Source organism: Lelliottia sp. 489, assembly GCF_050435885.1.
GTDB lineage: Bacteria > Pseudomonadota > Gammaproteobacteria > Enterobacterales > Enterobacteriaceae > Enterobacter > Enterobacter nimipressuralis.
This window is the reverse complement of sequence record NZ_JBNDLC010000003.1, coordinates 115735-128223: the sequence shown is the minus strand read 5'-3', so window position 1 is coordinate 128223 and position 12489 is coordinate 115735. Positions and strand designations below refer to the sequence as shown.

Sequence of the window (12489 nt, the reverse complement as noted above, 5' to 3'; positions counted from 1 at the left end):
CAAGGGCTGCGATTGCGGCCCTTTTTGCATTTATAAAACAGCGGGTTTGTTATGAGTGAAAACACCTCGCGCCGCCCTGCCTACGCCCGTTTACTGGATAGAGCTGTACGCATTCTTGCCGTACGCGATCACAGCGAGCAAGAGCTGCGCCGTAAACTCTCCGCGCCCGTGATGGGAAAAAACGGCCCGGAAGCAATCGACGCTACGGCAGAAGATTATGATCGCGTCATTGCCTGGTGCTATGAATATCGGTACCTCGATGACAGTCGTTTTGTCACGCGCTTCATCTCCAGCCGGAGCCGCAAGGGCTATGGCCCGGCCAGGATCCGTCAGGAGCTAAACCAAAAAGGCATCGCGCGTGCGGCCATCGATGAGGCCATGCGTGAGTGCGACATTGACTGGTGTGAGCTGGCCCGCGAGCAGGCGATTCGTAAATACGGTGAACCCCTGCCGCGTGAATTTTCAGAAAAAGTTAAAATCCAGCGATTTTTGTTGTACCGCGGCTTCCTGATGGAAGATATTCAGGATATATGGCGTAATTTTGCCGATTGAGCGCATGCGGGATTTTACTTCCCTTGCAAGAAAACTTATCTTATTCCCACTTTTTCCAGTAGTCAGTCCGTCCAGGCATCAACAGAGACAGGCTGGCTGCGACATTTCGTTAGCTTGATTTCAGGATAATTATGAGCAAGAGCACCGCTGAGATCCGTCAGGCGTTTCTCGACTTTTTCCATAGTAAGGGACACCAGGTTGTTGCCAGCAGCTCCCTGGTACCGAACAATGACCCGACTCTTCTGTTTACCAACGCCGGGATGAACCAGTTCAAGGATGTTTTCCTTGGTCTCGACAAGCGTAATTATTCCCGCGCCACAACGTCACAGCGTTGCGTGCGTGCGGGCGGTAAACACAACGATCTGGAAAACGTCGGTTACACCGCACGTCACCATACTTTCTTCGAGATGCTGGGTAACTTCAGCTTCGGCGACTACTTTAAACACGATGCCATTCAATACGCGTGGGAACTGCTGACCGGTGAAAACTGGTTCAACCTGCCGAAAGAGCGTCTGTGGGTGACCGTCTACGAAACCGATGATGAAGCTTACGAAATCTGGGAAAAAGAAGTCGGTATCCCGCGTGAGCGCATTATTCGCATCGGCGATAACAAGGGCGCGCCATACGCGTCTGACAACTTCTGGCAGATGGGTGACACCGGTCCATGCGGCCCTTGTACCGAGATCTTCTACGATCACGGCGACCACATCTGGGGCGGACCTCCGGGCACCGCAGAAGAAGACGGCGATCGCTACATTGAGATCTGGAACATCGTCTTCATGCAGTTCAACCGTCAGGTTGACGGCACCATGGAGCCGCTGCCGAAGCCTTCCGTAGATACCGGTATGGGTCTGGAGCGTATCGCCGCGGTGCTGCAGCACGTGAACTCCAACTACGACATCGATCTGTTCAGCACCCTGATTAAATCCGTGGCTGAAGTGACCGGTGCGACCGATCTGAGCAACAAATCTCTGCGCGTCATTGCGGACCACATTCGTTCCTGTGCCTTCCTGATTGCTGACGGCGTTATCCCGTCGAATGAAAACCGTGGCTATGTGCTGCGTCGTATCATTCGTCGTGCGATCCGTCACGGCAACATGCTGGGCGCGAAGGACACCTTCTTCTATAAACTGGTGGGGCCACTGATTGGCGTCATGGGTGCGGCGGGCGACGAACTGAAACGCCAGCAGGCGCAGGTTGAGCAGGTGCTGAAAACCGAAGAAGAGCAGTTTGCACGTACCCTTGAGCGCGGTCTGGCGCTGCTGGACGAAGAACTCTCAAAACTGTCCGGCGATACGCTGGATGGCGACACCGCATTCCGTCTGTACGACACCTACGGCTTCCCGGTCGATCTGACTGCTGACGTTTGCCGTGAACGTAATATTAAAGTCGACGAAGCGGGCTTTGAGGCCGCAATGGAAGAGCAGCGCCGCCGTGCGCGTGAATCCAGCGGTTTCGGCGCAGACTACAACGCGATGATTCGCGTCGATAGCGCTTCTGAATTCCAGGGCTACGACCATCTGGAACTGACCGGTAAAGTGACCGCACTGTTTGTTGACGGCAAAGCCGTGGACAGCATCAGCGCAGGCCAGGATGCGGTTGTCGTTCTGGATAAAACGCCGTTCTACGCGGAATCTGGCGGCCAGGTGGGCGATAAAGGTGAGCTAAAAGGTAGCGATTTTGCCTTCACCGTCACTGACACCCAGAAATACGGCCAGGCAATTGGTCACGTCGGCAAACTGGCTTCAGGTTCCCTGAAAGTCGGCGCAGGCGTGAAAGCCGAAGTGGATGAAGCTCGCCGCGCGCGCATTCGTCTGAACCACTCTGCAACGCACCTGATGCATGCCGCCCTGCGCGATGTGCTGGGTACGCACGTTGCTCAGAAAGGTTCTCTGGTGAACGACAAAGTACTGCGCTTTGACTTCTCGCATTTCGAAGCGATGAAACCGTCTGAAATTCGCGCGGTGGAAGATATGGTCAACGCCCAGATTCGCCGTAACCTGCCAATCGAGACCCACATCATGGATCTCGAAGCAGCGAAAGCGAAAGGGGCTATGGCGCTGTTCGGCGAGAAATACGACGAGCGCGTTCGCGTCCTGAGCATGGGTGATTTCTCCACCGAACTGTGCGGTGGTACTCACGCCTCACGTACGGGTGATATCGGCCTGTTCCGTATCCTGTCTGAATCAGGCACTGCCGCTGGCGTACGTCGTATCGAAGCCGTGACCGGTGAAGGCGCGATCGCCAGCCTGCATGCTGAAAGCGACCAACTGCACGACATTGCCCAGCTGCTTAAAGGCGATAGCCACAATCTGGGTGAGAAAGTACGTAGCGCGCTGGAACGTACTCGTCAGCTGGAAAAAGAGCTGCAGCAGTTGAAAGAGCAGGCTGCGGTGCAGGAGAGCGCAAACCTCTCCAGCAAAGCGGTTGAAATTAAAGGTGTTAAACTGCTAGTCAGCGAACTGGCAGGCGTTGAACCTAAGATGCTTCGTACCATGGTTGATGATCTCAAGAACCAGCTCGGTTCAACGGTTATCGTTCTGGCGACAGCGGCTGAAGGTAAGGTTTCTCTGATTGCGGGCGTCTCTAAGGATGTGACTGACCGCGTGAAAGCTGGGGAACTGATTGGTATGGTCGCTCAGCAAGTGGGTGGCAAAGGTGGTGGTCGTCCCGACATGGCACAAGCCGGTGGTACGGATGTGGCAGCACTTCCAGCAGCATTGGCCAGCGTTGAAAGCTGGGTAAGCGCTAAACTGTAATAATTACAAAGCGTAAAAAGACGCCATAACCTCACCGTTATGGCGTTTTTATCACTACGCTATCGCTAACGATAAAGTCAGGTTGAGTTTGTGTATATCGGCTAAACTTACGTTTAACAGAATGTGATGCCGTGACTGCTTACACATTACGTGTTTGTCATCGCTTACTTTTTGGCGTTATATGATGGATAATGCCGGGATACAAGAGACCCGACTCTTTTAATCTTTCAAGGAGCAAAGAATGCTGATTCTGACTCGTCGAGTTGGTGAGACCCTCATGATTGGGGATGAGGTCACCGTGACAGTTTTAGGGGTGAAGGGTAACCAGGTACGTATTGGTGTGAACGCCCCTAAAGAAGTCTCTGTCCATCGTGAAGAGATCTACCAGCGTATCCAGGCTGAAAAATCCCAGCAGTCCAGTTACTGATATTATCGCGTCTCGCCGCCCGGCGAGACGCAACGCTCTCGATATTCTTCCTGCATAAAGTTACCGTTCGATTTCATTCCTTCCATTTTTTGTCTCTCTCAAACCCTTATCTCGCTCAAAGACCGCAATTTTGCCTGAGGATTTCTGTGCTGATGTCCGCAAAATCCGTTTATAAAACACCCTCTTTGCGGCTTTTACATGCGAATTGAGTGTGATTTGTGCAAACGATAAAAGCTTGTGGAAAATTGTTTGACTTATAAGTCCCAGAAAGTAATATATGCGCCACGCAGCGACGAGAAGCTCTTAACGAGTTACTCGAAGCACTCGAAAGAGGCGTTGTGTGGTGAGGTGGCCGAGAGGCTGAAGGCGCTCCCCTGCTAAGGGAGTATGCGGTCAAAAGCTGCATCCGGGGTTCGAATCCCCGCCTCACCGCCATTTTGCATCCGTAGCTCAGCTGGATAGAGTACTCGGCTACGAACCGAGCGGTCGGAGGTTCGAATCCTCCCGGATGCACCATCATTCTCAGTGTTGCGGCTTGTTGAGTGACATTGAATCAGCAGTAAAAGCAGTACCCCCTGATGCATCCGTAGCTCAGCTGGATAGAGTACTCGGCTACGAACCGAGCGGTCGGAGGTTCGAATCCTCCCGGATGCACCATCTATTACTTCATATTGCTTTAGAAGTGATATGACGTATCAAGCAGTAAAATAGTAAATCCCGATGCATCCGTAGCTCAGCTGGATAGAGTACTCGGCTACGAACCGAGCGGTCGGAGGTTCGAATCCTCCCGGATGCACCATATTCTCCGAGATAACAGCCACGCTGTTGTTTCAAGGTCTGCGAGATGCTCGCGAGTACCAGGGAGGATAACGTTGCTTTAGCAACGGCCCATCGGGTGAGGCGCAGCCGAGTAATCCTCCCGGATGCACCATTTACTATGTCATTAGCAGTACACCCTGATGCATCCGTAGCTCAGCTGGATAGAGTACTCGGCTACGAACCGAGCGGTCGGAGGTTCGAATCCTCCCGGATGCACCATATTCTCCGAGATAGCAGCCACGCTGTTGTTTCAAGGTCTGCGAGATGCTCGCGACTATCAGGGAGGATAACGTTGCTTTAGCAACGGCCCGTCGGGTGAGGCGCAGCCGAGTAATCCCCCCGGATGTACCATTTCTCTTCAGTATCTCCACCACAGTTCAATTACTCACCATCCCCTTTGTATTACAACCAGAATCAGCGACAAAAATCCTCGTTTACGATAAAGTAATGTCTTGTTAATCGTTTGGCGAGAGCACGATGTACGCACAGTATGACGGTCTGATCTTCGACATGGATGGCACCATCCTGGATACCGAACCCACACACCGTAAAGCCTGGAATGACGTTCTGGGTCGTTATGGCATGACGTTCGACTTACAGGCGATGGTTGCGCTGAATGGCTCACCCACCTGGCGAATCGCTCAGGCCGTGATTGAGCTAAACCACGCCGATCTCGACCCCCATCTGCTGGCCCGTGAAAAAACCGATGCCGTCAAAGCCATGCTTTTAGACACCGTTCGTCCGCTTCCGCTGATTGACGTTGTCAAAGAGTGGCACGGTCGTCGTCCGATGTCCGTTGGCACGGGAAGTGAAAGTGCTGTTGCGGAAGCGCTGCTCAATCATCTGGGCTTGCGTCACTATTTCTCTGCGGTTGTCGCCGCCGATCATGTTCAAAACCACAAACCCGCTCCGGACACCTTTCTGCTTTGCGCGGAACTGATGGGCGTTCCGGCGCATAAGTGCGTGGTGTTTGAGGATGCAGACTTTGGCATTCAGGCCGCGCGTGACGCCGGAATGGACGCTGTGGATGTTCGCCTGCTGTGAGTGACCTGCTGTCACTCACCTCTTTATTTGCCAGCAGTTTTTTAAGTGCCACACTCTTACCGGGTAATTCGGAAGTTGTGCTGGTCGCGATGCTGTTATCTGGTGTGAGTCAGCCCTGGTTGTTGGTAGTAATAGCAACAATGGGTAATAGCCTTGGAGGGCTGACTAACGTTATTCTTGGGCGTTTCTTTCCGCTGCGTAAAACATCACGCTGGCAGGAAAAGGCAGCAGGCTGGCTTAAACGCTATGGTGCTGCCACGCTTTTACTAAGCTGGATGCCTGTTATAGGCGATTTACTGTGTCTGCTGGCGGGATGGATGCGCATCTCCTGGGGACCAGTGCTCTTTTTTTTATGCCTTGGCAAGGCGTTGCGCTATGTCCTCGTGGCACTGGCAACCCTGCAGGGCATGACGTGGTGGCACTAATTGGTGGAATGAAAAAGCGACCTTCAATCGTCAACCATTACAATTTATGCTGGATAACTCTTATTTTGACAGGCGGGAGGTCAATTTGATCCCGGACGTATCACAGGCGCTGGCCTGGCTGGAAAAACACCCTCAGGCCCTGAAGGGGATTCAGCGTGGGCTTGAGCGCGAAACACTGCGCGTGAATGAAGATGGCAGTCTGGCAACAACCGGCCATCCGAAAGAGCTAGGCTCTGCGCTGACACATAAATGGATCACCACCGACTTCGCCGAAGCGCTGCTTGAGTTCATTACGCCCGTCGATGGCGACATTGACCACATGCTGACTCTGATGCGTGACGTTCACCGCTTTACTGCCCGTCAATTGGGCGATGAACGCATGTGGCCACTGAGCATGCCGTGTTATATCGAGCAGGGGCAGGATATTGAGCTGGCGCAATACGGCACCTCGAACATTGGCCGCCTGAAAACGCTCTATCGCGAAGGCCTCAAAAACCGCTACGGCGCGTTAATGCAGACCATCTCCGGCGTGCATTACAACTTCTCGCTGCCGATGGCGTTCTGGCAGGCGAAGTGCGGCGAAACGGATAAAGAGGCGATCTCGGCGGGGTATTTCCGTCTGATCCGCAACTACTACCGCTTTGGCTGGGTGATTCCGTACCTGTTCGGTGCCTCACCGGCGATTTGCTCCTCGTTCCTGCAGGGCAAACCGACCACACTGCCGTTTGAGAAGACCGATTGCGGCATGTATTACCTGCCGTACGCCACCTCTCTGCGCCTGAGTGACCTTGGTTATACCAATAAGTCGCAAAGCAATCTCGGAATTACGTTTAACGAATTGCACGAATATGTGACAGGCTTGAAGCGAGCGATCAAAACACCGTCGGAAGAGTACGAGAAAATCGGCCTTGAGAAAGACGGTAAGCGCCTGCAGATCAACAGCAATGTGCTGCAGATTGAAAACGAGCTGTACGCGCCGATCCGCCCGAAACGCGTTACGCGTAGTGGCGAAGCGCCGTCAGATGCGCTGGAGCGCGGCGGCATTGAGTACATTGAAGTGCGCTCGCTGGACATCAACCCGTTCTCGCCAATTGGCGTCGACGAGCAGCAGGTGCGTTTCCTGGATCTGTTTATGGTCTGGTGCGTACTCGCGGATGCGCCAGAGATGAGTTCTGACGAACTGCTCTGTACGCGCACCAACTGGAATCGTGTGATTCTGGAAGGGCGCAAGCCTGGCCTGACGCTGGGTATCGGCTGTGAAACGGCGCAGTTCCCGCTGGCGAAAGTCGGCAAAGATCTATTCCGCGATCTCAAACGTGTGGCGCAGACGATGGACAGCGTTTACGGCGGCGAGGAGTATCAAAAGGTGTGCGATCAGCTGGTCGAATCGTTTGATAACCCGGAACTGACGTTCTCAGCGCGCATTCTGCGTTCTATGATTGATCAAGGTATCGGTGGAACCGGCCGTTCGCTTGCCGCACAGTATCGCGACATGCTGCAGCAGGAGCCGCTGGAAGTCTTAAGCGAAGAGGATTTCGTGGCGGAGCGTGAGGCATCGGTGGTGCGTCAGCGTGAAATCGAAGCTGCGGATACCGAGTCGTTTGAAGAGTTTCTGGCGAAGAACGCCTGACAGAAAAGAAAAAGGCCACATCGCTGTGGCCAAAATATACATCTCTGAAATCAGGGATGATGATAACAAATGCGCGTCTTTCATATACTCAGACGCGCAGTGGAAGAAAGAGTTCATTTTATTTTAAAAATAATCACTATCGGAGGTGACGTATGCCGTTATTAGATAGCTTCACTGTCGACCATACCCGTATGGAAGCACCTGCAGTACGTGTTGCGAAAACCATGCATACCCCGCACGGCGACACAATCACCGTATTCGACCTGCGTTTCTGCGTGCCGAACAAAGAAGTGATGCCAGAAAAAGGCATTCACACTCTGGAGCACCTGTTCGCCGGTTTCATGCGCGATCACCTGAACGGCAACGGCGTGGAAATCATCGACATCTCCCCAATGGGCTGTCGTACCGGTTTCTACATGAGCCTGATTGGCCAGCCAGATGAAACGCGCGTGGCGGATGCCTGGAAAGCGGCGATGGCCGACGTGCTGAAAGTGAAAGAGCAGAACCAGATCCCTGAGCTGAACATCTACCAGTGCGGTACTTATCAGATGCACTCTCTGGAAGAAGCGCAGGAAATCGCGCGTCACATCATCGATCGTGACGTTCGCGTGAACAGCAATGAAGAGCTGGCGCTGCCGAAAGAAACCCTGCAGGAACTGCACATCTAGCATGATGCCCGCAGATGCCCGGTGGCGCTGCGTCTACCGGGCCTACCGAAATATCGACAGGTAGGCCGGATACGGCGCAGCCGCCATCCGGCAAAACCCTATGACGACAACCTCAACCTTCTCCTTTACCCATCGCCCGTTGGTTCCTTTCGCCCATGACTATCAGCACGGCGACAGCGAGCCGTGGCATCAGCACGACTGTGCCCAGCTGTTGCACAGCCTGAGTGGGGTAGTGCGGGTCGATACAAAAGCAGGCTGCTGGGTGGTCCCGCCGGGGCGTGGCGTCTGGCTGCCCGCCGGAACACAGCACGCCATCCGTATCACCAGCAAGGTGGCGGCGCGCACGCTGTTTATCGATCCCCTGGCCCGCGCCGATCTCCCCGCTTCGTGCCAGATCGTACAGATCTCCCCGTTACTGCGTGAACTGATCGTCAGCGCATTCGATCTGCCTGAATCGTATTCTCCCGGCAGCCGCGACGAGCGCGTTTATGAGCTGATTCTCGATGAAATCCGCCTGATGCCGGTGCTGCCATTCTGTTTGCCTGAACCGGAGACGGACACGCTGCGCCAGCTCTGTCAGCAAATCCGCCGCGCGCCAGAGAATAACTGGAGCAGCGCGCAGGCCGCCAGCCTCACCAATATGAGTGAACGTACCCTGAACCGCCATTTTCAGCAGCAGACCGGGTTGAGCTACGGGGAATGGACGCGGCGGGCGCGCCTGCTGGAAGCGCTGGTGCGTCTGGCGCAGGGCCAGCCGGTGCTGCGCGTGGCACTCGATCTGGGCTACGGCAGCCACAGCGCCTTCACGGCGATGTTCCGCCGGGTGATGGGGATCTCACCCAGCGACTATTTCAAAGACGCTTAACCGACCGCGTTTAACAGCGCCTGAAGCGAGGCGCGCGCCACGTCGTTATCGATCCCCACACCCCAGCGGCTAGTGCCATCCTGAAAAAGACAGCGAATATAGGCCACCGAACGGCTGTCGCTGCGCTCGCCCAGCGAGTGTTCGTGATAATCCTTAATCACAAACGGCGTACTCAGCCAGAGACGCATCCCGCTGGCCGCCGCCGATAACAGACCGTTTCCTTGCCCCTCAAGCTGGCGCGTACCGCCATCGACGGCGACAGTGGCGGTTAAGCGCAGCTGCCCGTCCTGCTGACTCTCACTGCGGTAGCTTTGCAGGGCAAAATGCGGCGTTGCCACCAGGCCGTAACGCGCCCGAAAAAGCTGCCACAGCGCGTTTTGTGTCATCTCTTTGCCGTGGCTGTCTGTTTCTTGTTGTACGTGCTGGCTGAAATCTTGCTGCAGGGCGCGGGGCAATTTGAGTCCGTGATTTTGCTCAATCAGCCATGCGCTGCCGCTTTTCCCCGACTGGCTGTTAACGCGGATAACCGCCTCGTAGGAACAGCCGATATCCTGCGGATCGACCGGCAGATAGGGCATCTCCCAGCGTTCATCCGGTTTACGGGCATCGAAGCCTTTTTTGATCGCATCCTGATGGGAGCCGGAAAAGGCGGTATAAGCCAGACGCCCGGCCCACGGATGGCGTGGATGAACGGGCAGCTGATTGCAGCTCTCCACCACCTCGACGACCTGAGTCATGTTACTGAAATCGAGGTGAGGGCTAACACCCTGGCTGTATAAATTCATCGCCAGCGTGACCAGACAGACATTCCCCGTGCGTTCGCCGTTGCCAAACAGACAGCCCTCCACGCGATCGGCCCCTGCCATCACCGCCAGTTCTGCGCTTGCCACGCCCGTGCCGCGATCGTTATGCGGGTGAACGCTAATGCAGACATCGCGGCGGCGGCTGAAGTGGCGGCAAAAATACTCAATCTGATCGGCATAGACGTTCGGCGTGCTGACTTCCACGGTTGCTGGCAGGTTGATGATCATCGGCCTTTGCGCGCACGGCTGCCAGATCTCCGCAACGGCTTCACAAATTTCCAGCGCAAATTCCGGCTCGGTAAAGCAGAAGGTCTCCGGGGAGTATTCGTATTGCCAGTGTGTCTGCGGGTTCTCCTCGCACAAGGTGCGGATCTGGCGCGTTGAGCGAACGGCCAGTGCAATAATCTGAGCTTTATCCATGCCAAACACCAGGCGGCGGAACAGGGGCGCGGTGGCGTTATACAGATGAATCGTTGCCTGTTTTGCCCCGCGTAAGGATTCGAAAGTGCGCGTAATCAACTCTTCTCGCGCCTGGGTGAGCACCTGAATAGTGACATCATCGGGGATGCGGTTCTCTTCAATCAGCTGGCGGACAAAATTGAAATCGGTCTGCGAGGCGGAGGGGAAGGCGACTTCAATCTCCTTAAAACCACAGCCGAGGAGCAAATCCCAGAACTGCAGTTTACGCGCGCTGTCCATCGGTTCAGCCAGCGCCTGATTGCCATCACGTAAATCGGTGGAGAGCCAGCGCGGTGCCTGGGTGATGCGTTGCTCCGGCCAGCGACGGTCGGGCAGGGAGACAGTCGTATAGGGTTGGTATTTTTGTGCGGGGTTTTTCAGCATGATGCGCTCCTGTTGTCTTTTCACTATCGTGAAGCGATTTCAGGAGCGCTGCTTTATCAGGACTGACAGAAGCTGTAGAGAAATGGACAACTTTCCCGGCGAAGCGGTGCGTTAGTGCGCGCCACCGCCGCCACCGCCCGCGCCGAACGGCGGTTTGGCAAACCAGATTAACCCCAGCAACAGAATGAAAATACCCGCAGAAATCCAGAAGATTTCGTTGGCGGAGATAATCAATCCCTGGTTGGTGATCTGCTGGGCAATCCAGCCAGACGCCTGCTGCTCCGTCATCCCCATACTTTGCAACTCGGAGTACATCTGCTGGGCGTTCGGGTTAAACGGATTCACCGATTCCGTCAGCTGCGCATGGTGCAGCGACTCGCGGTTAGTCCACAAAGTCGTGGTGATAGACGTCCCGATGGAGCCTGCCAGCGTACGGGTGAAGTTCGACAGGCTCGATGCCGCCGCCATCCGTTCCGGCGGTAAGCCAGAGAGCGTGATGGTGGTGAGTGGCATAAAGAAGCACGCCACGGCGAAGCCCTGAATAAACTGCGGCCACGCGGACGCGCCAAAGTCCATTCCCGGTTCGAAGGTGTACGCACGCCAGTAGAAGCACACCGCATACATAATAAAGCTGAAGGTCACCAGTCGACGCATGTCGAGCTTATGGGCAAAGCGGCCAATAATCGGCGACAGCAGGACCGGAATCAAACCGACCGGTGCCGAAGCCAGACCCGCCCAGGTCGCCGTGTAGCCGTATACCTCCTGCAACAGCTGCGGCAGCAGAACAATCGCGCCGAAATAGAGCATATAGGCGAGACTGATACACAGGCAGCCGATGGTGAAGTTTCGCGACTTAAAGAGCGACAGATCGACTATCGGGTTATCGTCCGTCAGCTCCCAGACAATCAGGAAGCTGATTGCCACCACAGCGACCACGGTAAGGACAATGATCTCCTGCGACGCAAACCAGTCCAGCTCTTTACCCCGGTCCAGCATGATCTGCAGGCTGCCGATCCCTAACACCAGCAGTGCCAGGCCCACGCCGTCGATGCGCCGCTGCTCGGTTTTGGTTTCCCGACCGCGCAGGGATTGCAGCGTCATCAGCACCACCAACGCACCGATGGGCACGTTGATGAAGAAGATCCAGCCCCAGTGGTAGTTGTCACTGATATACCCACCGAGGATCGGGCCACAGATCGGCGCGACGATAACGGTCATCGACCACAGCGCCAGAGCGATTGAGCGCTTGGCGGGCGGGTAGTTATTCAGCAGCAAGCTCTGGGAGAGCGGGATTAACGGCCCGGCGACAATCCCCTGAATCACACGGAAGAAGATCAGCATGGTCAGGCTGTTGGACATGCCGCACGCCCAGGAGGCGATGACGAACAACACCGTTGACCACAGGAACAGTCGAACTTCCCCGACGCGTTTCGCCAGCCACCCGGTAATCGGAATGGAGATCGCATTCGCGACCCCAAACGAGGTGATCACCCAGGTCCCCTGGCTCAGGGACGAGCCAAGGTTACCGGCGATGGTCGGGATCGCCACGTTTGCGATGGTGGAGTCCAGCACCTGCATGAATGTCGCCAGCGACAGCGCAATGGTCATAATGACCAGCTGCGCCCCCTCCAGCGGTTTTTGCTGTTGCATACCA

At 55.3% G+C, this 12489-nt stretch carries 10 protein-coding genes and 5 tRNA genes; 13 read left to right on the top strand and 2 right to left on the bottom strand.

Features of this window, described 5'->3' with window-relative positions:
- Window positions 1-51 precede the first annotated feature (51 nt).
- From recX to ABIE11_RS11800, 13 genes are all read left to right on the top strand, one after another.
- On the top strand, window positions 52-552 hold the full coding sequence (recX, locus tag ABIE11_RS11860) for a recombination regulator RecX (RefSeq protein WP_429184563.1): 501 nt from the start codon (window positions 52-54) through the stop codon (window positions 550-552).
- Between the two features lie 131 nt (window positions 553-683).
- Window positions 684-3311, top strand: a complete 2628-nt coding sequence (gene alaS / locus ABIE11_RS11855) for an alanine--tRNA ligase (RefSeq protein WP_181826751.1) — start codon at window positions 684-686, stop codon at window positions 3309-3311.
- 241 nt (window positions 3312-3552) lie between these two features.
- A complete protein-coding gene (gene csrA, locus ABIE11_RS11850) occupies window positions 3553-3738 on the top strand; it encodes a carbon storage regulator CsrA (RefSeq protein WP_000906486.1) in 186 nt (61 codons plus the stop codon).
- A gap of 342 nt (window positions 3739-4080) precedes the next feature.
- Window positions 4081-4173: transfer RNA gene (locus ABIE11_RS11845), tRNA-Ser, on the top strand.
- A 4-nt stretch (window positions 4174-4177) separates the two neighbouring features.
- A tRNA-Arg gene (locus tag ABIE11_RS11840) sits at window positions 4178-4254 on the top strand.
- 64 nt (window positions 4255-4318) lie between these two features.
- Window positions 4319-4395 (top strand) — tRNA-Arg (locus ABIE11_RS11835).
- Window positions 4396-4460: 65 nt separating this feature from the next.
- Window positions 4461-4537: transfer RNA gene (locus ABIE11_RS11830), tRNA-Arg, on the top strand.
- 162 nt (window positions 4538-4699) lie between these two features.
- A tRNA-Arg gene (locus tag ABIE11_RS11825) sits at window positions 4700-4776 on the top strand.
- Window positions 4777-5034: 258 nt separating this feature from the next.
- Complete coding sequence (gene yqaB / locus ABIE11_RS11820; RefSeq protein ID WP_100779182.1) at window positions 5035-5601, top strand: fructose-1-phosphate/6-phosphogluconate phosphatase; 567 nt, start codon at window positions 5035-5037, stop codon at window positions 5599-5601.
- On the top strand, window positions 5598-6026 hold the full coding sequence (locus ABIE11_RS11815; protein WP_429184562.1) for a YqaA family protein: 429 nt from the start codon (window positions 5598-5600) through the stop codon (window positions 6024-6026). Before yqaB ends, ABIE11_RS11815 begins: the two co-directional genes overlap by 4 nt.
- Before the next feature lie 85 nt (window positions 6027-6111).
- Window positions 6112-7656 carry a glutamate--cysteine ligase gene (gene gshA / locus ABIE11_RS11810; RefSeq protein ID WP_429184561.1) on the top strand — a complete coding sequence of 515 codons (1545 nt, stop codon included), beginning with the start codon at window positions 6112-6114 and terminating at the stop codon, window positions 7654-7656.
- Between the two features lie 152 nt (window positions 7657-7808).
- Window positions 7809-8324, top strand: coding sequence for an S-ribosylhomocysteine lyase (gene luxS, locus ABIE11_RS11805; RefSeq protein WP_100779183.1), 516 nt, complete (start codon window positions 7809-7811; stop codon window positions 8322-8324).
- A 100-nt stretch (window positions 8325-8424) separates the two neighbouring features.
- A complete protein-coding gene (locus tag ABIE11_RS11800) occupies window positions 8425-9189 on the top strand; it encodes an AraC family transcriptional regulator (protein WP_429184560.1) in 765 nt (254 codons plus the stop codon).
- Here ABIE11_RS11800 and leuA read toward each other — a convergent pair.
- Both leuA and emrB read right to left on the bottom strand, forming a co-directional pair.
- Window positions 9186-10835, bottom strand: coding sequence for a 2-isopropylmalate synthase (gene leuA, locus ABIE11_RS11795; RefSeq protein ID WP_429184559.1), 1650 nt, complete (start codon window positions 10833-10835; stop codon window positions 9186-9188). The genes ABIE11_RS11800 and leuA overlap by 4 nt on opposite strands.
- Window positions 10836-10946: 111 nt before the next feature.
- Complete coding sequence (gene emrB / locus ABIE11_RS11790) at window positions 10947-12485, bottom strand: multidrug efflux MFS transporter permease subunit EmrB (RefSeq protein ID WP_100779186.1); 1539 nt, start codon at window positions 12483-12485, stop codon at window positions 10947-10949.
- Between the last annotated feature and the right edge of the window lie 4 nt (window positions 12486-12489).

What these genes read in the sequence shown, in the direction of transcription:
- alaS (WP_181826751.1), top strand. Translation starts at nt 684, where the DNA reads ATGAGCAAGAGCACCGCTGAGATCCGTCAGGCGTTTCTCGACTTTTTC.
- luxS (WP_100779183.1), top strand. Translation starts at nt 7,809, where the DNA reads ATGCCGTTATTAGATAGCTTCACTGTCGACCATACCCGTATGGAAGCA.
- leuA (WP_429184559.1), bottom strand. Translation starts at nt 10,835, where the DNA reads ATGCTGAAAAACCCCGCACAAAAATACCAACCCTATACGACTGTCTCC.
- yqaB (WP_100779182.1), top strand. Translation starts at nt 5,035, where the DNA reads ATGTACGCACAGTATGACGGTCTGATCTTCGACATGGATGGCACCATC.
- ABIE11_RS11800 (WP_429184560.1), top strand. Translation starts at nt 8,425, where the DNA reads ATGACGACAACCTCAACCTTCTCCTTTACCCATCGCCCGTTGGTTCCT.
- emrB (WP_100779186.1), bottom strand. Translation starts at nt 12,485, where the DNA reads ATGCAACAGCAAAAACCGCTGGAGGGGGCGCAGCTGGTCATTATGACC.
- recX (WP_429184563.1), top strand. Translation starts at nt 52, where the DNA reads ATGAGTGAAAACACCTCGCGCCGCCCTGCCTACGCCCGTTTACTGGAT.
- csrA (WP_000906486.1), top strand. Translation starts at nt 3,553, where the DNA reads ATGCTGATTCTGACTCGTCGAGTTGGTGAGACCCTCATGATTGGGGAT.